Source organism: Thalassococcus sp., assembly GCF_982780845.1.
The window spans coordinates 254,409-271,288 of the sequence record NZ_CEYADA010000001.1 but is presented as its reverse complement, the minus strand read 5'-3'; the positions used below and the strand labels follow the sequence as shown (position 1 = coordinate 271,288).

The window sequence follows — 16,880 nt, the reverse complement described above, 5'->3', positions numbered from 1 at the left end:
ATTCCCGCATTCAGAGGCAGTAAATCATGTTCCCCGAGCGGTTTTCGAACCTTCCGGCATACGCGTTTCCGCGCCTTCGTGCGCTATTGGACACCCATCCTGCGGGTGGCCCTGTTCAGCATATGACCATTGGTGAACCCAAACATTCCTTCCCTGACTGGGTGGGTGATGTTCTGGCGCAATCCGTTGCGGAATTCGGCCGCTACCCCCCGAACAACGGAACAGATGAACTGCGTGCCGCGATCCGCGACTGGATCAAGCGGCGCTATGGCGTCACGGTCGATGCCGAAACAGATATCATGCCGCTGAACGGCACGCGCGAAGGGCTGTACAACGCCGCCATGGCGCTGTGCCCCGAAACAAAGCGCGGCAAACAGCCTGTCATTCTGACACCGAACCCGTTCTATCAGGTCTACGCGGTTGCAGCCGCGTCTGTCGGGGCCGAGGCCGTTTTTGTGCCCGCCACCGCCGAAACCGGACATCTGCCGGACTACGAAAGCCTGCCTGCCGAGGTTCTGGATCGCACCACGCTGGCCTACATCTGTTCGCCCGCCAACCCGCAGGGCGCCGTTGCCAGCCGTGACTATTGGGAACGCCTGATCGCGCTGGCCGAAAAACACGATTTCCGCATTCTGGCTGATGAATGCTATTCCGAGATTTACCGCAACGAAGCACCGACAGGCGCGCTTCAGGTCGCGCGCGACATGGGTGCCGATCCTGAACGCGTGGTGATCTTCCATTCGCTGTCCAAACGGTCGAACCTACCGGGTTTGCGTTCGGGCTTTGTCGCGGGCGGCCCTGAATGCATCAGCCGCATGCAGCAACTGCGCAATTACTCGGGCGCGCCGCTGCCGTTACCTATTCAGCGCGTGTCGGAAAAGGTCTGGGCGGACGAAGTCCATGTGATCGAAAACCGCGCACTTTATCAGGAAAAGTTCGCCTTGGCGGACCGCATCCTTGGCAACGTGCCGGGCTACCAGTCGCCCGAGGCAGGCTTTTTCCTGTGGTTGCCGGTGAACGACGGCGAAGAGGCCGCGCTGAAGCTGTGGACAGAAACAGGCGTGCGGGTGCTGCCCGGCGCGTATCTGTCCCGCGACACGGCTGCGGGCAATCCGGGCAAGCAATACATCCGCGTGGCGTTGGTTGCGCCCGCGAAAGAAACAGAAGACGGGCTGACGCGTTTGCGCGACTGCCTGTACGACTGAACCATAAAAATAAAGACCGATAAAAGAGGCGAAACATGGCATATCAGGCACGGGGAAGAGACCCCCTTTTTGACAGCGACGTACAGGCCGCTATCGAAAAACGCGGGAAGGAATTGATTGGCTTGGCGCTGATCCTGCTGGGGCTGATGGCCGCAGCGATGATCGCGTCCTATTCGCCTGACGACCCGTCCTGGATCTCTGCCACCGATGCGCCCGTTCAGAACTGGATGGGCCGTCTGGGTGCCTCGATTGCAGCGCCTTTGTTCATGATCGTTGGCGCAGGCAGCTGGGCCATTTCGCTGGTCCTGATTGTCTGGGGCGTGCGCCTTGTCCTGCATAAGGGCGATGAACGCGCTGCGGGCCGTGTAATCTTTGCCCCCATCTGGGTGGCGCTGGCTGCGATTTATGCCTCGGGTCAAAATGCCGGTGCCGAATGGAGCCACAGTTTCGGTCTGGGTGGTCTGTTCGGTGACATGATGATGGGCACGTTTATGGGCCTTCTGCCCTTTGGTGCCGCCATTTCGCTGAAAATCGCTATGGTTCTGATGGGACTTGCGCTTCTTGCCATGGGCGCATTCGTATTGGGCTTCACGCGCGAAGAAGTGTCCCGCATCGGTCGTTTCCTTGTGGTGGGTGTCATCATGACCTACGCCACGATCCTCAAGCTTCTGGGCCGCGGTGCTTCGGGTGCAATGCATGGGGCCATGTCCATGCAAGAAGCCCACCGCACCCGCCGTGAACAACGCCGGATCGAGACCGAAGAAGCCGCCGCTTGGGCCGCTGCGCAAGAGGCTGCCGCTCAGCCCGTCGCATCGCGTGTCCGCCGCGCCGAAATGCCTGCTGCGCCCGAAGACACGCTAATCGAACCGGATATGTACGCCGATTACGTTGGTCAGCAGTACGCGCCCGAACCTGTCGTCGAAGAAAAGCAAAGCTTCCTGTCGCGCATGCCGTCCCTGATCAAACGTCAGGAACCGCTGCCGGAACCGGAACTGGTTGAACAGGTGATGGAACAGGAAATAGAAGCACCTGCCAGCGACCGCATCAGCGCCAAGATTTCCGACGCTGTAAAAGCCCGCCTACGCACCACGCCTCAGGCCCGGATTGAGGCAGAAGCACCGTTGACCAAGGGCCGTGGCCGTCGCCCTGATCCGCTGATCGCCAACACAACTCCGCGCAACGCAACATTGCGCGCCGAACCGCCCCTGACGGCTGGCCATGCGCCGGTCGAGATGGAAGCGCCGATGGTCTCCGACATGCCCGTCGAGGCAGCCGCGCCTGCAGCCGCTGGCGGCATGAGCGCCTTGTCCGCTGCTGTTCAGGCTGCGACCAACCGTTTGGCTGCGCAAAAGCAGCGCATTGAACAGGACATCGCACAGGAACCTGCGCAACTGACACAGGATAACCGCATCGACGATCACGCCCCGATGGCGGATTACGAAGAAGATGCGAATATCTTTGAGGATATGGATGACGAAGAAGACGTCACACCGATCACCTCTTACACAGCAGAACCCAGCGCAGCCACGCCTGTTCAGCAACCGAAAAAGGTGGTTCAGCCGCTGAACCGCAAACCGCTGCAACCGTCCAAGCGCGCGATTGAAGAGTCCTCTCCTCAGCTGAAGTTCGAAGACAATGCCGTCGAATACGAACTGCCGCCGTTGTCGCTGTTGTCGAACCCCGAAAATGTCGAACGTCACCATCTGTCGGATGAGGCGTTGGAAGAAAACGCGCGTATGCTGGAATCCGTTCTGGATGACTATGGCGTCAAAGGTGAAATCGTCTCGGTCCGTCCGGGCCCCGTTGTCACCATGTACGAACTTGAACCCGCTCCGGGCCTGAAAGCATCGCGCGTGATCGGCCTTGCCGACGATATCGCCCGTTCCATGTCGGCGTTGTCCGCGCGTGTGTCCACTGTTCCGGGTCGTTCGGTCATCGGTATCGAACTGCCGAATGACAACCGCGAAATGGTGTCCTTCCGCGAAATCCTGTCGTCGCGTGATTACGGCGATGGCAACCAGAAGCTGCCGCTGGCTTTGGGTAAGGACATCGGCGGTGATCCGGTCGTCGCCAACCTTGCCAAGATGCCCCACCTGCTGATTGCGGGTACCACGGGTTCGGGTAAGTCCGTTGCGATCAACACCATGATCCTGTCGCTGCTGTACAAGCTGTCGCCGGATGAATGCCGGATGATCATGATCGACCCGAAGATGCTGGAACTCTCCGTTTACGACGGCATCCCGCACCTACTGTCGCCGGTTGTGACCGACCCGAAAAAGGCGGTTGTCGCGCTGAAGTGGGTCGTCGGCGAAATGGAAGACCGGTATCGCAAAATGTCCAAGATGGGCGTGCGCAACATCGACGGCTACAACGGCCGCGTCGAAGAAGCGCTGCGCAAGAACCAGATGTTCGAACGCACCGTCCAGACCGGCTTTGACGATGAAACCGGTGATCCGATCTTCGAGACCGAAGAATTCGAACCCAAGAAAATGCCGTACATCGTCGTCATCGTCGACGAGATGGCCGACCTGATGATGGTCGCCGGCAAAGAGATCGAGGCCTGCATCCAGCGTCTGGCGCAGATGGCCCGTGCCTCCGGTATCCACCTGATCATGGCCACCCAGCGTCCGTCCGTTGACGTTATCACCGGTACGATCAAGGCGAACTTCCCGACGCGTATTTCCTTCCAGGTCACGTCGAAAATCGACAGCCGTACGATCCTTGGCGAAATGGGCGCGGAGCAGCTCTTGGGAATGGGCGATATGCTGTACATGGCGGGCGGTGCAAAGATCACCCGCTGCCACGGCCCGTTCGTGTCCGATGAAGAGGTCGAAGAGGTTGTGAACCACCTCAAGGCCTTTGGCCCGCCGGAATATATCTCTGGTGTTGTTCAGGGTCCGGATGACGACAAAGCCGACAACATCGACGCGGTTCTTGGCCTGAACACAGGTGGCAACACCGACGGCGAAGATGCGCTTTACGATCAGGCCGTCGCCATCGTGATCCGCGACCGCAAATGCTCGACCTCCTACATCCAGCGGAAACTGGCGATCGGCTATAACAAAGCTGCCCGACTGGTCGAGCAGATGGAAGACGAAGGCGTCGTGTCGTCGGCCAACCACGTCGGCAAACGCGAAATTCTGGTGCCGGAACAATAAGCCACCGGAACGGTTGAATACCTAAGCGGGTCGCAGTCTTGCGGCCCGTTTTCATTTGGACCCACAGTGTTATCCGGCAACAATCGGCTGGTTATCGCTTAGCACCGCGACAACGTGCGAAGTCGGTCTTATATGAAGAACAGGAACACAACCAAGGACCGAACCACCTATGCCTAAACACCTGCTTAAAGCGGCTCTGACAGCATCACTGGTCGTCTTCTCAGCAAGCTCGGCCATGGCCGACAAGCTGTCGCTGAATGCGATTTCCAACTATTTAAACGGTATCAAAACGGCAGAAAGCCCGTTCACGCAGATCAACGCTGATGGCACCATTTCGACAGGTACGATTTCCCTGTCGCGCCCGGGTCGTGCACGGTTCGACTATAACCCGCCTGAAAAGGCGCTGGTGATGGCGAACAACGGCACCGTTGTGATCCTTGACCGTAAAATCAACGGAACGGCGGAAACCTATCCGCTGAACCAGACACCTTTGTCGATCATTCTGGCGGCGAACGTGAACCTTGCGCAGGCCAACATGGTGACCGCGCATGGCTACGACGGCACTGCGACGATTGTCACTGCGCAGGACCCGCGCAATCCTGAATACGGCTCGATCCAGCTGAAGTTCACCGACAGCCCGACCGAGCTGCGGCAGTGGATCATCACCGATTCCGGCGGAAGCCAAACAACGGTGATTTTGGGTGGTTTGGAAAAGAAATCACTGCCCAGATCCCTGTTCAATATCCGCGACGAGATCGACAAGCTGAACTGATCGCTTGCAGGAAGATGTTATTACTGCAAAGGCGGGGGCAACTCCGCCTTTTGCGTTTCCAGTACGTGCTTTCCGTCTGAAATACATTGGCGGCGCGGCCAGTCCGTTTCCGCTCAGGGTCGATAGTGTCTAGCGCTGACATATCTCTAATCCGCAGATCACTCAGCCCCAAATAATACCCAGAACAAACAGCTAGACGGAGGCCATCATGAAAGTCACCCGCGCAGCATGGACTGCGGTGGCGTGGTTGGAGGATGTTAGTGACGACGACAATGCGGGCTAGGAATCAGGGGGGCTTTGCCCCTTTGGCCTTCGGCCAATTCCCCCAAGGTATTTGAAGAAAGAAAATACCTAAGGACTGCGCGCCAAAACCGAGGGCGCCGGCCATAGGCCGAAGGACGAGCCAACCTGTGCGGCGCAGCCGCGCCACTGGATTATCTGGCGTGACGGCATTCCGCCAACTGGATCTCATAGATCAAGGACCGTTGCCCCACTTCATTCGCCACGCGCAGCAGCCACGACTTGTTGTTATAGCTGCCGCGTTTAAAGCCGGTGCGGCCTTCGTGGTAGGCAAGGTACTGGTTGCGGGCGTCACGCAGCGAAATGCCGAGGCTGTCGCGGCTTTGTGCCATGTACCAACCCATGAAGTCCGTCGCGTCCTGAATGTTGTCGCGACGCGAACGTGAGCCGCCTTCAGACTGTTGGTATTCTTTCCACGTGCCATCCAGCGCCTGACTGTATCCAAAGGCCGAACTTTGGCGCCCTGTCGGGATCACACCCAGTTTGTACTGGAACGGCGTACGCGCGTTGCCGATGAATTTCGACTCTTGATAGATCGTGGCCATCTGCACGTGCATCGGCACGCCCCATTTGCGTTCGGCGGCCCGGAAGGCGCGCACATAATGCGGGCGTTGCGCAAGGATTGCGCAGGCATCATCAAGGTTTTTGGGCGCGGATGTAGAGCCACCACCCCCGCCGCAGGACGCGACGAGAAGGACAATCACCAATGCGCGAAGAGTTCTGCTCATTTGCCTCTCGCTATTTTTTGCTGCTTTCAGCTTTTTGATTGCATTCAATATACCGGAATTCGCCCGAAGGTGAAAACACATTTCGTTGCATCAGCGGGATTGTGGCGGTTCTGTTTGTGGGCAAAACGGGCCGCGCGCGAAAGCGCTTAAAAAACGTCAAAAGATACAAAAAGTTAACTGTCGGACTATCGGCCACACAGTGTTTCCAACCAAAATGTGGCCAAAAGTTGAACAAAATGCGATTGAAAGGTTATTATTAGCCCGTTAGGGATATCGTCTATGCACTCGCAACGCGCCAAATATAACCTCGGCCAAGTGGTCCGACACAAGAAACACCCCTTCCGCGGGGTGGTTTTTGACGTGGACCCAGAGTTTGCGAATACAGAAGAATGGTACGAGGCGATCCCCGAGGACAGCCGCCCCACAAAAGAGCAGCCGTTCTACCATCTTCTGGCGGAAAACGATCAGAGCTTTTACGTGGCCTATGTCTCTGAGCAGAACCTGATCGCCGACTATTCCAATGAACCGGTCGAACATCCCGACGTGGCGGATATGTTCGGTGCCTTCAACGAAGGCACCTACGAGCTCCATTTCCAGCTGAACTGATCGGGCCTTAGCCCGCTTTTACCAGACTTGTGAATTTGTCGATATTCTCGGCTGAAATGGACCAGTCGCAGACCAGTCGTCCTGTCAGCATTTCGTTCGGATCGTCCCCTTCGAACGTACCTTCCCAAAGGTAATACTTCGCGCCAGCGGCCTGCAGTTTCTGATGCAGGTGGCGGGGCACATCAAAGAATACCATGTTACCCTTGGGGTCATTGCGGATGATTGCGGCATCACTCAGGCCTTCGACCAGATGGGCGGCTTTGGTGTTGGATTGCTGCGCAAGTGTCATCCACAGATTGTCGTCCAGATAGGCGTCCATCTGTGCCGCCAGGTAGCGATGTTTCGAAAACAGATGGCCCCCGCGTTTGCGGCGCAGTTCGAATTCCCACGCTTTGTCAGGATCGAACATCACCACCGCTTCAACGCCCATCAGACCGTTCTTGGTGCCGCCAAAGACGGCGACATCGACGCCGGCCTTCCACGACATTTCGGCTGGCGTGCAGCCAAGCGCCATGCAGGCGTTGGCAAAGCGCGCGCCGTCCAGATGGACGGGCAGGTTATAGTCTTTGGCCACCGCCGTCAGCGCGTGCAAATCCTCAAGGCTATAAAGGTTGCCGTATTCGGTGATCTGGGTGATCGAGACAGGGCCGCGCTGAGGGCCGTGAACGCCGCGTACCTCTTCGCCTTCGATGGTGGCGCGCAGGGCGTCTGGGGTCATGCGGTCGCTGCCCGGAACCAACGTCAGCTTGCCGCCGCCCATGTAAAACTCGGGCGCGTTGCATTCGTCGACGTTGATATGGGCAAGCGGAGTGCAGAACACCGTCTGGAACGGCTGGCAGTAATTGGCTAGGGCGATGCTGTTTGCGGCTGTGCCTGTTGCGACCAGATAGACGGCGGCGTCGGGCGCTTCGAACAGGTCGCGGATGCGGTCTTGGACGCGGGCTGTCAGATCATCGCCGCCATAGCCCGGAACATAGCCTTCGTTCGCACGTGTCAGCGCCTCAAGCGCTTTGGGGTGGAGGGGGCCGGCGTTGTCCGATGCAAAGTACATTGCGCGTTCCTTAGGTCTTAGATGGGTTCGTCGATAATGTGATTTTCCCAGTCGTCATCATCAACTTCAAATTCTGCAACGGTGGCATCGCGCATACTGACGCCTGCGTCATGCACGCTTTCAGGCGTACCAGAAATCAGCGGGTGCCAATCATAAAGCTTCTGTCCCGACCACAGCAGATAATAGGCGCAGGTCTTCGGCAGCCAATAGGCGTGCTCTTCGATGTTCTGCGGGGTCATCACGATGCATTCCGGCACGAACTGGTGGCGGATGTCGTATTGCGAACAGCGGCAGGTGCTGTCGTCGAACAGGCGGCACGCCACGCGGGTCAGGGCCACTTCGCCTGTGTCCGGATCTTCCAGCTTGTTCAGACAGCATTTGCCACAGCCGTCGCACAGCGCTTCCCATTCCGCTTTGTTCAGCTTGGAATAGTGTTTCTTCTCCCAGAAACGGGGGGAAAGGCCGTCGCGTTTGATCGGGTCATCGCTCATAGCGCACCCAGAATATCCCGCGCCTGACGGCAGTCTGCATCCATCTGGTCAATCAGCGCCTGACGCCCGTCGAATTTTTCCTCGGGGCGTAGGAAATCGACCAGCCCGATGGACAGGGTCGAGCCATACAGATCGCCCGAGAAATCGAACAGGAAGGTTTCAAGGTTTGCACGGTTCTCGCCAAACATCGGACGCACGCCCAGCGATGCTGCACCGTGGTAGGTGCCCTTGTGTGGGCCGTCCAGAACGTCGACCAACACGGCATAGACGCCAAACTTGGGCGGGTGCAGCCCGTCGATGGACATGTTCGCTGTGGGATAGCCCAGTTCACGGCCGCGCTGTTCGCCGCCGATCACCTTGCCTTCGATCCGGTGCCAGTGGCCCAATTGCGCCGCCGCATCCCGTGGGCGCCCTTCGCTCAGCGCTGTGCGGATCGCGGTGGATGATACCTGACCTTCGGTGCCTTCCAGCAGTTCTGCAATCGTCACACCAAACCCCATTTCTTCGCCAAAGGTCTGCAAATCCTGAACGGTGCCGGATCGGCCCTTGCCGAAACAGAAATCGGCACCAACCACGACGTGTTTTAGACCCAGTCCACGGGTGATCACGTTTTCAGCGAATTCGCGCGGGGTCAACGCGGCCAAGGCGGCGTTGAAGTTCAGCTCGTACAGCCGCTCGACCCCAAGCTTTTCCAACCGCGTGGCGCGGGCCTTGGGGCTCATCAGGCGGAAGGGCGGGGCATCGGGGGCGAAATATTCGCGGGGGTGCGGTTCAAACGTCACCACGCCCAGCGGGGCCGACGGATCAGCCTTGCGCGCGATCTCGATCACGGACTGGTGGCCGATATGTACACCGTCAAAGTTACCGATAGCGGCGCTTGCGCCTCGGTCTTCGGGGGTAACGAATTGATAGTCGCGGATGATCCTCATGGACCGAGGGTTATCTTTCCCCTTAGGCAGGCGCAAGAAGCCTGCGCCTGTTGGGCCGAAATAACGCGGCGGAGGATGGGATCAGTCGAATTTCCGGCTGGGTGCCAGAACAGTCGCTTCGCCAATCAGCACTTTCTTGTCGTTGACCGAGCAGTGGCAATCCAGCTTGACGCGACGCTTGGCCAGATCGATGTCGATCACTTTGACCTCGGCGTAGACAACATCACCGGGGCGCACAGGGCCAAGGAACTTCAGTGTCTGACCCATATAGATCGTGCCATGACCCGGAAGCTGTTCACCGATCACAGCGGAAATCAGACCAGCGGTCAGCATGCCGTGGGCAATACGACCTTCAAAGATCGTGTCCTGCGCATAGTCTTCGTCCAGATGCACCGGATTGTGGTCGGTCGAGACCTCGGCAAACATCTCGATGTCTTTATCGGTGACCTCTTTACGAAGATGACGGGTCATGCCCATCTCGATGTCTTCGATGCAGATCGTGCCGCGAGGCATATTATCGAGCATGGGTCTCTCCATATTCAGCGGTCCGGTAATAAAAGTCGTGCATGTTTGCTATTCGCGCAACTTTATTACTTTGCAGGCGCAGAAAATCAAGAGAAAAGATGATTACCGCAAAAATCCGATTGAGAAGGTCGGAGCGATTTTTTCCTTTTGGATATAATCGCTTAGGGCTTCCGCATCCGGTTGGCCGTCGGTTTTCGTCTCCTGCGACGCTAAGCCGCCGGTGATGAAAAGCGAGTCGATGTCTTCGCCCATGGCCCCATCAACGTCTGTATGGGGCCCATCCCCGATCGCCAGAATCGCGGCATCCGATGCATCGACGCCCAATTCCGTCAGACGACGGCGCGCCAGATCATAGATCGGCGGGTGCGGTTTGCCGAAGTACAGGCTTTCGCCGCCCATCTCGGTATAAAGCCGCGCCAGGGCACCGGCGCACCATTCACGGCGCTCGCCACGGTCCACGACGATATCGGGGTTGGCGCAAAGCAACTTCAGACCCTTTTGCTTGGCGTACAGGAACTGAGGGCGGTTCACATCGGGGTCGGCGTGCGGATCAAACGGGCCGCAGCAGACGATGCCTTCGGCCTCTTCCAGCGGAATCTGTTGGATATCGACGGGGTTGTCGATGATCGCCAGTGGTTTGAAGAAGGACTTGTCGTGATCTTCGCCCATGAACCAGATTTTCTGACCCACAGCGCCAGTGAACATCGCAGCCCGCGCAGAATCGCCTGATGTCGCGATGGTGTCCCACGCATCATCCGGAACGCCCATTTTGGTGATCTGACGTTCCACGCTGTCACGGGGGCGCGGTGCATTGGTCAGTAGCACGACCTTACCACCCTTGGCCCGAAACGCCTGAAGTGCAGCGACGGCGTCCGGATAGGCCTCGATCCCGTTGTGCACGCAGCCCCACAGATCGACGAACAGAGCGTCGTAGCGGTCGGATACCTCGGAAAGGGACTGGATGATCTGGGTCATAATGGGCCTCTGAATTCTGTTATCTTCGATATGACGCGTGGCAGGCGAAAAATCCAGTCACGGGCGAAAGCCTGTAAACCAAATCACGCCCGGCAGGATGACCCACACGGCAGGAATAAAATTCAGTGCGGTGCGAAAAGGTTCCTTGCGTGTCTTATGCCGGAACCTGCGCTGCGCCAGTTTTGCACCGCCCCAGCCGCCCAACAGCGCGAGTGTCAAAAGGCTGCTTTCCGATATCCGCCACAGCCCTTTGGCTGCCCGTCGTTTGTCTTCGGCAAAGGCGGCGAAGGCCGCGATGTTGATCAGAACCAGAAAGCCTAGGGCCGTCAGAACAGGTTCCATCACGCGTGTGCCGCGACCAGATCAGGCAGGGCGGCGAAATCGGTGAAGCTGGCCGCATGGGGCAGATCAGTCACCGGCGTTTTGCGATAACCGCCTTCGAACAGCAGAAACGGGATGCCGGCGCGGTCAGCGGTTTCTGCATCCACCTCGCTGTCGCCCACATAGATGCGTGACCCGTCGCCAAGCGCATCGCAGGTCGCCAAAAGCGGCGCAGGGTCGGGTTTGCGCAAAGGCAGGCTGTCACCGCCGATGACAGCGGGAAAGAACGGCTCTAGCCCCATGTGCTTTAGAATGGCCCGCGCAGGCACTTCGGGCTTGTTGGTGCACAGGCCAAGCGCGTGGCCCTGACCTTGCAGCACCTTCAGCGCATCAAGCACACCGGAATACAGCTGGGTCAGGTCCTTGGCGTTCTCGTACCCGTCCAGAAACAGACGCAGCATTTCCGCTTCGCGTGCCTCGGGCAGATGGCGGGCTTCGCGCATCTTGCGGACAAACACACCCGCGCCATTGCCGATAAAGGAGATCGTTTCAGCCAGATCCAAGGGCGCGGCGTCCATCGCGGACAGAACGTCATTGGCGGTCGCCCGAATATCCGGCGCGCTGTCGATCAGCGTGCCATCCAGATCAAATACAACTATCGCCATAATGCCCCCCGCATATGAAAAAGGCGCCCCGAAGGACGCCTTGTTCGATCAAACCTTCAGGTTCGGAATGATCTGTTTCTTCCGGCTCATGATGCCCGGCAGCACAACCGTGTCGCCGCTGACCGATGCGCCAAAGCTCTTCTCGGCCACGGACTTCACCAGATCGTTCGGCACCAGCAGGGTGGCCTCTTCTTTCAGGATGTCGACCACGAACAGCAGAACCTGATCAACGCCGTCTTCGGTCTGAACAGTCTTCATGGTTTCCATCAGGCTGTCCTTGCGGTTCAGCGGGATGTCAGGGGCCGTGGTTTCCAGAACCGATACGCGGAACTTGGTGCCGTCGACTTCGTATTCCTTGCTGTCCATGCGGATCAGCTCGGCATCCGAGAACGCGGAAACGTCGGATTTCGCAGCAAACATGTCTGCCGCCAGTTCACCGATGTTCACACCCAGATCGTCGGCCAGCGCGTGGGCAACAGCCTTGTCTTCCTGTGTGGTGGTCGGCGAACGGAATTCCAGCGTGTCGGACAGGATGCATGTCAGCATCGCGCCTTTAACACCCTCGGGTGCCTGCGCCAGATCCTTGCCGATCATTTTCCACATGATGGTTGCTGTACATGCCAGCGGCTCAACGCGGATTTCGATCGGGCCTTTGGTTTCCAGACCGCCGACCAGCTTGTGGTGGTCGATGATGCCCTGGATGTCGGCGTTGTTGACGTTCGCAGGCAGTTCGGCAGGGTTGTTCGTGTCCACGATGACTACCGGTGCGCCGTCTTCGACGTCTGCGATGATCTCGGGTTTGTCCAGACCCCAACGCTCCAGCATGAACGCCGCTTCTGTGTTCGGCTCGCCCAGTAGAACCGGCTTGGCCGCTGTGCCTTTGATCTGGTTCAGATACCAAGCCCAGATGATCGGGCTACCAGTAGAGTCTGTGTCGGGCGATTTGTGGCCGAAGACCTGAATCGTCATGGGAGGTTTCCTTGTCAATCAATACGGTTTCGCGGGCCTTATAGGCCTGCTTTTACGGCCTGTCACCTGCTGCAAAGCAGCACAGGCGGTTAGTCGTAGACACGTTCGCCAAAGATGGCAGAACCGACACGCACGTGGGTCGCGCCAAAGGCAATTGCCTGCTCGAAATCGCCGGACATTCCCATGCTCAGGCCGGTGATGCCGTTGCGTTCGGCGATCTTGGCCAACAGCGAGAAATGCAGCGACGGCGTCTCCTCGACAGGAGGGATGCACATCAACCCGCGGATCGGCAAATCCAGATCACGGCATTCCTTGATGAACGCATCCGCATCGGCGGGCATGACGCCAGCCTTCTGTTCTTCCTCGCCTGTGTTGACCTGCAAGAACAGCTCGGGGCAATGGCCCAGTTCCTGTGCAAGACGCGCCAATGCGTGGGCCAGTTTCGGGCGGTCCACCGAATGGATCGCATCAAACAGTTCCATCGCGACGCGCGCCTTGTTGGTTTGAAGCGGGCCCAGCAGGTGCACCGACACACCGTCATAGCGCTCCTTGAACGCAGGCCATTTGCCCTGCGCTTCCTGCACACGGTTTTCACCGAAGACACGGTGCCCTTCGTCCAGAACCGCCTCGACCCGTTCCAGCGGCTGGATTTTGGACACGGCGATCAGTTCGACCGAACCAGCCGCACGGCCAGCCTCGGCTTCGGCCTTGGCAATACGATCCTTGATGTCGCTTAGACCCACGGATCATCCCCCCACTCTTCGATGAACGGCTGAAGGTCTTTCTCGTACCGCTTCCACGCCTGAGACGAACCCTTGTTGATCGGCTGGCGCACCTGCGCGACAGACAGCGTTTTCACGCGGTTCTTGGCCTTGTGGAATTCGAGACAAGCGTCTTCCCACTCAAGTCCTGCCGCATCAATCAATGCCCGCGCCTGATTTTCGGGGTCAGCCACGAGTTGGTCGTAGTAAACCTCATAAATCCGCTCGGGCATACGTTCTTTCCAATGCTCGACGTTCTTGCGGAAGGCTTTGATAGCTTTCGCGATTTCGGGCAGGCTGTTCGCATATCGGTGCGAGCCCAGCTTGAACATGTTTTTGTAAATCGAGATCGCAATATCGCGCGCATCGCGCTGTACGACGATAAACTTGGCGTGCGGCATTGACGTTGCGAGGTAGCCGTAAATCACATCTGCGCGGATGGACTTGTCGGTAATCACACCCGACTTCGCACCCGTATCGCGCTGCATCAGTTTGATGAAGGTCTCGGCATACAAGCGCAGCTCGTCTTCCGTGCAAAGGTGCAGCGGTTTCGGATCATTATTTGCAATCGGCAGGTTTGTCGTCCGATTGAAAATAATCCCAAGCTCGCCACCTGCTGTGGCGTTAGAATGAGCGGCGATGATTTGTTCTGTCAGCGTTGTACCCGAGCGGGGCATGCCTGTGACAAAAACAGGGGTGACGGGCGATTCAAAATTGATCGGCTTAAGGTCGCCCTTCAGCTGTTTTTCGTAAAACACGTCGTTAATGACGTTCTGTTTCTCTTCTTTGATCGGAGCCAGTTCAGCTTGCAGAGCATTCGCCGCGTTTAGGTGATCGAATACCTGATCGAACTTTTTCTGGTCTTCCAACGCCTTGGCCATCGCGTAGTGGCCTTGCATGAGCTCACGTTTATCGGCTTTTTTACTTTTGAGGAGTTTTCCTAAAATTTTAAGTGTTGGCTCATTTTCTGGCACCTTCATGCCAGTATAGAAAGTTTTGTAAAGATTCCCGGACAGCGGGCTATTTTTTATCAATTTTCGAAAGCGCTCTTGAGCCTCGTCAAAGCGGCCCAGTCGCTGAAGGTACGCTGCCTTCTTGGTTGCAACCTTCTTCTTGTTGGGGGAAATCAGAGCAAGATGGTCGTGTGCCTTTAGAGCCTGGTCATATTCACCTAGGTCATCGAATAAGTCGATTAGCGTTTCGACTAGACCTGGTTCAGTTGGCTTGAGTTCCAGTGCTTTCTTTAAGTACTCAAACTGCTTTGTGCGTTCACCCTTTTCATATGCGACGCGTGAAAGCTGATAATGGATTTCTGGAGAGTTTGGTTGCTCCATCAAAAGCTTCGCGAAACCCAGGCGGGCTTCCTCAGGAAAACCATTGTTCAATTTCTCAAGGGCACTGCGGTATTCCGCTTTGATGCGCGCGACAACGTCCTGTGACATTTATCTCTCCAAACTCTTTTCCTTCATGTCCCAAAAGAAAAGAGCGGGCGCAAGGCCCGCTCTTAACTGATGTCCTAATCTCAGGTGAGATTAGAAGGACATGCCCAGACCCAGGGAGAAGGAGTCGTACTGAACTTCGTCGTCACCCAGTTCTACAGTGCTGGAGCCGTAACCAGCTTTTGCCGACAGACCGCCACCCAGATCGTATGCAACTGCCAGACCATAGCCGGATACGTCATGGTCTTCGATGCCTGCGAAGTTTTCATAGGCGCCGTAGTTGAAGCCAACTGCCAGAGCGTTTGCTTCGTAACCCAGACCCAGACCCATGTGCGTGGTATTTTCCAGGCCGTCGAGGTCATAATCTGTGGACGAGTAGTTCAGACCTGCGGAGAAACCGTTCGCGAAGCCAGCTGTTACGCCAACACCGATGATTTCTGCGTCAGATACGATTGCGAAGCCTGCGCCGTTCAGGGTCGCCATGGGCGCGAACGCCATGTTTTCACCTGTCTGGTAACCCAGACCTGCAGTGATTGCGATGCCGTTGAAGTCGCCGGAGTACTTAACGCCAACACCGATGATGTTGTCGTCGGAAGCACCGTTGTCCAGCTGCTCAGCGGACAGGGACAGTGTGAACGCGTCGAATGCGTAGTCGAAGCGTGCAACTTGACCGTCGCCTTTGTCGTCGAAGCCGGAGTTACCGTTGTAACCAGCGTTTTCTTCGTCGTCATTGATCGAGCCGCCAGCCATCAGAACTTCAGGCATAGCTGCGTCGAAAGCACCGTCTGTGTCGCCCATTGTCAGGGTCGCGCCACCGTAGGAAACGAAGATTGTTTCGCCACCCTCAGTTGCCGGAGCAAACGCGTTGCCGTTAACCGACTCGTCCAGATCAACAGTCGCACCGAAGGAGATGCCACCGTCTGTTTCGCCGGACATTTTGAATGTGACGTCGATGTCTGTGAAGAACTGTGTATCGCCTTCTGTTTCGGTTGTTGTAACCGATGTCAGAGTGGAGATCGCGCTCGATACCGTCAACGTAGTGGTGGTGTTGATGTTGATGTTGGCGCTACCGGAGTTGAAGATACCCATTTCCGCCATACCGGAGATGGAAACCTCTGCCGACGCGAAGCCAGCGGATGCGACCAGCGCTGTGGAAGCAAGAAGAATCTTTTTCATTTTTTCCCTCATGTGTTCGTAAGGCACGTACCAATCCGGATACCCGGCCTTGATGGCATGATCTATGCGCCTTCGACCGCTAAGGGTGCAACCCGCGTGGACAATCCGCGGCCAACAAGCTTTTTGATGATGCACATTTGCCACAAGCAATGCGACTGCCGTTCTGTGTGGTGTAACAACTCTATAGATTCTTAGGGCTGTTCACGTTTCCGGCCCTTTTCATCTTGATCTTGTCGCAGCCCCGCAGCCACTGTAAGGAAGGTTTGACCGGAAAATTGCGGCGAGAGCGGGGAAATTCATAATGCAGCGTTTTGCTAAAGGCCTTTGTCTGACACTTGCTTTGGTCTCCGTCGCGGGATGCGGAATGTTTCAGCGTGGGGGCACCCAGCAACCTGTAAATACCCGTTCTGCCGATGAAATCATGGATCAGGAAGTTTACGGTGAGGCCGGCGCGCCCACATCCACGATCTGGGATATCTTCAAGCCGCGATCGGATGAAAAGGTTGGTTCGGTCAACCGCTACATCTGGAATGCGGCGCTTGAAACGCTTGATTTCCTGCCGATTGAATCGGTCGATCCGTTTACCGGTGTTATCACAACAGGCTATGGCACACCCCCGGGTGGTGGCCGTGCCTATCGCGCGACAATCTACGTCTCGGACCCTGCGCTGGATGCGCGTTCGTTGAACGTGGCGCTGATGACCCGCAGCGGCCCTGTCAGCACGGCAACAACCCGCGCAATCGAAGACGCCATTCTGACCCGCGCACGCCAGCTGCGTGACCGCGACTCGCGCTTCTAAACCAAACTGA

The 16,880-nt window shown here is 57.3% G+C and carries 17 protein-coding genes; 5 read left to right on the top strand and 12 right to left on the bottom strand.

The window, feature by feature from the left end; all coding sequences use genetic code 11:
- Positions 1-26: 26 nt before the first annotated feature.
- The 3 genes from AC4FIA_RS01340 to AC4FIA_RS01330 all read left to right on the top strand — a co-directional run bounded on the left by AC4FIA_RS01340 (position 27) and on the right by AC4FIA_RS01330 (position 5,135).
- Entirely contained in the window at positions 27-1,205 is a 1,179-nt protein-coding gene (locus tag AC4FIA_RS01340) for an aminotransferase class I/II-fold pyridoxal phosphate-dependent enzyme (protein WP_490364412.1), read from the top strand.
- Positions 1,206-1,240: 35 nt separating this feature from the next.
- On the top strand, positions 1,241-4,363 hold the full coding sequence (locus AC4FIA_RS01335) for a DNA translocase FtsK (protein ID WP_490364411.1): 3,123 nt from the start codon (positions 1,241-1,243) through the stop codon (positions 4,361-4,363).
- A gap of 169 nt (positions 4,364-4,532) precedes the next feature.
- The gene (locus AC4FIA_RS01330; RefSeq protein WP_490364410.1) at positions 4,533-5,135 is read left to right on the top strand and encodes a LolA family protein; all 603 of its coding nucleotides are present in this window, start codon (positions 4,533-4,535) and stop codon (positions 5,133-5,135) included.
- 434 nt (positions 5,136-5,569) lie between these two features.
- Here the strand turns inward: AC4FIA_RS01330 and AC4FIA_RS01325 are convergent, their stop codons facing one another.
- Positions 5,570-6,163: a transglycosylase SLT domain-containing protein gene (locus AC4FIA_RS01325; protein WP_490364409.1), complete on the bottom strand. Its 594-nt coding sequence runs from the start codon at positions 6,161-6,163 to the stop codon at positions 5,570-5,572.
- A gap of 279 nt (positions 6,164-6,442) precedes the next feature.
- On the opposite strand from AC4FIA_RS01325, the gene hspQ reads away from it, so the two are divergent.
- Positions 6,443-6,769 carry a heat shock protein HspQ gene (gene hspQ, locus AC4FIA_RS01320; protein WP_103910489.1) on the top strand — a complete coding sequence of 109 codons (327 nt, stop codon included), beginning with the start codon at positions 6,443-6,445 and terminating at the stop codon, positions 6,767-6,769.
- 7 nt (positions 6,770-6,776) lie between these two features.
- On the opposite strand, the gene AC4FIA_RS01315 is transcribed toward hspQ, so the two are convergent.
- The 11 genes from AC4FIA_RS01315 to AC4FIA_RS01265 all read right to left on the bottom strand — a co-directional run bounded on the left by AC4FIA_RS01315 (position 6,777) and on the right by AC4FIA_RS01265 (position 16,071).
- Positions 6,777-7,820: a threonine aldolase family protein gene (locus AC4FIA_RS01315; protein ID WP_490364408.1), complete on the bottom strand. Its 1,044-nt coding sequence runs from the start codon at positions 7,818-7,820 to the stop codon at positions 6,777-6,779.
- A gap of 17 nt (positions 7,821-7,837) precedes the next feature.
- Positions 7,838-8,311, bottom strand: coding sequence for a YcgN family cysteine cluster protein (locus tag AC4FIA_RS01310; protein ID WP_490364407.1), 474 nt, complete (start codon positions 8,309-8,311; stop codon positions 7,838-7,840).
- On the bottom strand, positions 8,308-9,240 hold the full coding sequence (locus AC4FIA_RS01305; protein WP_490364406.1) for a bifunctional riboflavin kinase/FAD synthetase: 933 nt from the start codon (positions 9,238-9,240) through the stop codon (positions 8,308-8,310). Before AC4FIA_RS01305 ends, AC4FIA_RS01310 begins: the two co-directional genes overlap by 4 nt.
- An 81-nt stretch (positions 9,241-9,321) precedes the next feature.
- Positions 9,322-9,765 (bottom strand): MaoC family dehydratase, encoded by a 444-nt coding sequence (locus AC4FIA_RS01300; RefSeq protein ID WP_103910485.1) that lies wholly within the window; start codon positions 9,763-9,765, stop codon positions 9,322-9,324.
- A 102-nt stretch (positions 9,766-9,867) separates the two neighbouring features.
- The gene (locus AC4FIA_RS01295) at positions 9,868-10,740 is read right to left on the bottom strand and encodes a TIGR01459 family HAD-type hydrolase (protein WP_490364405.1); all 873 of its coding nucleotides are present in this window, start codon (positions 10,738-10,740) and stop codon (positions 9,868-9,870) included.
- Between the two features lie 57 nt (positions 10,741-10,797).
- Positions 10,798-11,082, bottom strand: a complete 285-nt coding sequence (locus tag AC4FIA_RS01290) for a DUF1294 domain-containing protein (RefSeq protein ID WP_490364404.1) — start codon at positions 11,080-11,082, stop codon at positions 10,798-10,800.
- Positions 11,082-11,726 (bottom strand): phosphoglycolate phosphatase, encoded by a 645-nt coding sequence (gene gph, locus AC4FIA_RS01285; protein ID WP_490364403.1) that lies wholly within the window; start codon positions 11,724-11,726, stop codon positions 11,082-11,084. Before gph ends, AC4FIA_RS01290 begins: the two co-directional genes overlap by 1 nt.
- 48 nt (positions 11,727-11,774) lie before the next feature.
- Positions 11,775-12,695 (bottom strand): manganese-dependent inorganic pyrophosphatase, encoded by a 921-nt coding sequence (locus AC4FIA_RS01280; protein WP_490364402.1) that lies wholly within the window; start codon positions 12,693-12,695, stop codon positions 11,775-11,777.
- 89 nt (positions 12,696-12,784) lie between these two features.
- Positions 12,785-13,438 (bottom strand): YggS family pyridoxal phosphate-dependent enzyme, encoded by a 654-nt coding sequence (locus AC4FIA_RS01275; protein WP_287476635.1) that lies wholly within the window; start codon positions 13,436-13,438, stop codon positions 12,785-12,787.
- A complete protein-coding gene (locus AC4FIA_RS01270) occupies positions 13,429-14,898 on the bottom strand; it encodes a tetratricopeptide repeat-containing sulfotransferase family protein (protein WP_490364401.1) in 1,470 nt (489 codons plus the stop codon). Before AC4FIA_RS01270 ends, AC4FIA_RS01275 begins: the two co-directional genes overlap by 10 nt.
- Positions 14,899-14,988: 90 nt before the next feature.
- Positions 14,989-16,071 carry a porin gene (locus AC4FIA_RS01265; RefSeq protein WP_490364400.1) on the bottom strand — a complete coding sequence of 361 codons (1,083 nt, stop codon included), beginning with the start codon at positions 16,069-16,071 and terminating at the stop codon, positions 14,989-14,991.
- Positions 16,072-16,435: 364 nt separating this feature from the next.
- Here AC4FIA_RS01265 and AC4FIA_RS01260 point away from each other — a divergent pair, with 364 nt between their 5' ends.
- Positions 16,436-16,870, top strand: a complete 435-nt coding sequence (locus AC4FIA_RS01260) for a DUF3576 domain-containing protein (RefSeq protein ID WP_488049456.1) — start codon at positions 16,436-16,438, stop codon at positions 16,868-16,870.
- Positions 16,871-16,880 lie beyond the last annotated feature (10 nt).

What these genes read in the sequence shown, in the direction of transcription:
- AC4FIA_RS01340 (WP_490364412.1), top strand. Translation starts at nt 27, where the DNA reads ATGTTCCCCGAGCGGTTTTCGAACCTTCCGGCATACGCGTTTCCGCGC.
- AC4FIA_RS01335 (WP_490364411.1), top strand. Translation starts at nt 1,241, where the DNA reads ATGGCATATCAGGCACGGGGAAGAGACCCCCTTTTTGACAGCGACGTA.
- AC4FIA_RS01330 (WP_490364410.1), top strand. Translation starts at nt 4,533, where the DNA reads ATGCCTAAACACCTGCTTAAAGCGGCTCTGACAGCATCACTGGTCGTC.
- AC4FIA_RS01325 (WP_490364409.1), bottom strand. Translation starts at nt 6,163, where the DNA reads ATGAGCAGAACTCTTCGCGCATTGGTGATTGTCCTTCTCGTCGCGTCC.
- hspQ (WP_103910489.1), top strand. Translation starts at nt 6,443, where the DNA reads ATGCACTCGCAACGCGCCAAATATAACCTCGGCCAAGTGGTCCGACAC.
- AC4FIA_RS01315 (WP_490364408.1), bottom strand. Translation starts at nt 7,820, where the DNA reads ATGTACTTTGCATCGGACAACGCCGGCCCCCTCCACCCCAAAGCGCTT.
- AC4FIA_RS01310 (WP_490364407.1), bottom strand. Translation starts at nt 8,311, where the DNA reads ATGAGCGATGACCCGATCAAACGCGACGGCCTTTCCCCCCGTTTCTGG.
- AC4FIA_RS01305 (WP_490364406.1), bottom strand. Translation starts at nt 9,240, where the DNA reads ATGAGGATCATCCGCGACTATCAATTCGTTACCCCCGAAGACCGAGGC.
- AC4FIA_RS01300 (WP_103910485.1), bottom strand. Translation starts at nt 9,765, where the DNA reads ATGCTCGATAATATGCCTCGCGGCACGATCTGCATCGAAGACATCGAG.
- AC4FIA_RS01295 (WP_490364405.1), bottom strand. Translation starts at nt 10,740, where the DNA reads ATGACCCAGATCATCCAGTCCCTTTCCGAGGTATCCGACCGCTACGAC.
- AC4FIA_RS01290 (WP_490364404.1), bottom strand. Translation starts at nt 11,082, where the DNA reads ATGGAACCTGTTCTGACGGCCCTAGGCTTTCTGGTTCTGATCAACATC.
- gph (WP_490364403.1), bottom strand. Translation starts at nt 11,726, where the DNA reads ATGGCGATAGTTGTATTTGATCTGGATGGCACGCTGATCGACAGCGCG.
- AC4FIA_RS01280 (WP_490364402.1), bottom strand. Translation starts at nt 12,695, where the DNA reads ATGACGATTCAGGTCTTCGGCCACAAATCGCCCGACACAGACTCTACT.
- AC4FIA_RS01270 (WP_490364401.1), bottom strand. Translation starts at nt 14,898, where the DNA reads ATGTCACAGGACGTTGTCGCGCGCATCAAAGCGGAATACCGCAGTGCC.
- AC4FIA_RS01265 (WP_490364400.1), bottom strand. Translation starts at nt 16,071, where the DNA reads ATGAAAAAGATTCTTCTTGCTTCCACAGCGCTGGTCGCATCCGCTGGC.
- AC4FIA_RS01260 (WP_488049456.1), top strand. Translation starts at nt 16,436, where the DNA reads ATGTTTCAGCGTGGGGGCACCCAGCAACCTGTAAATACCCGTTCTGCC.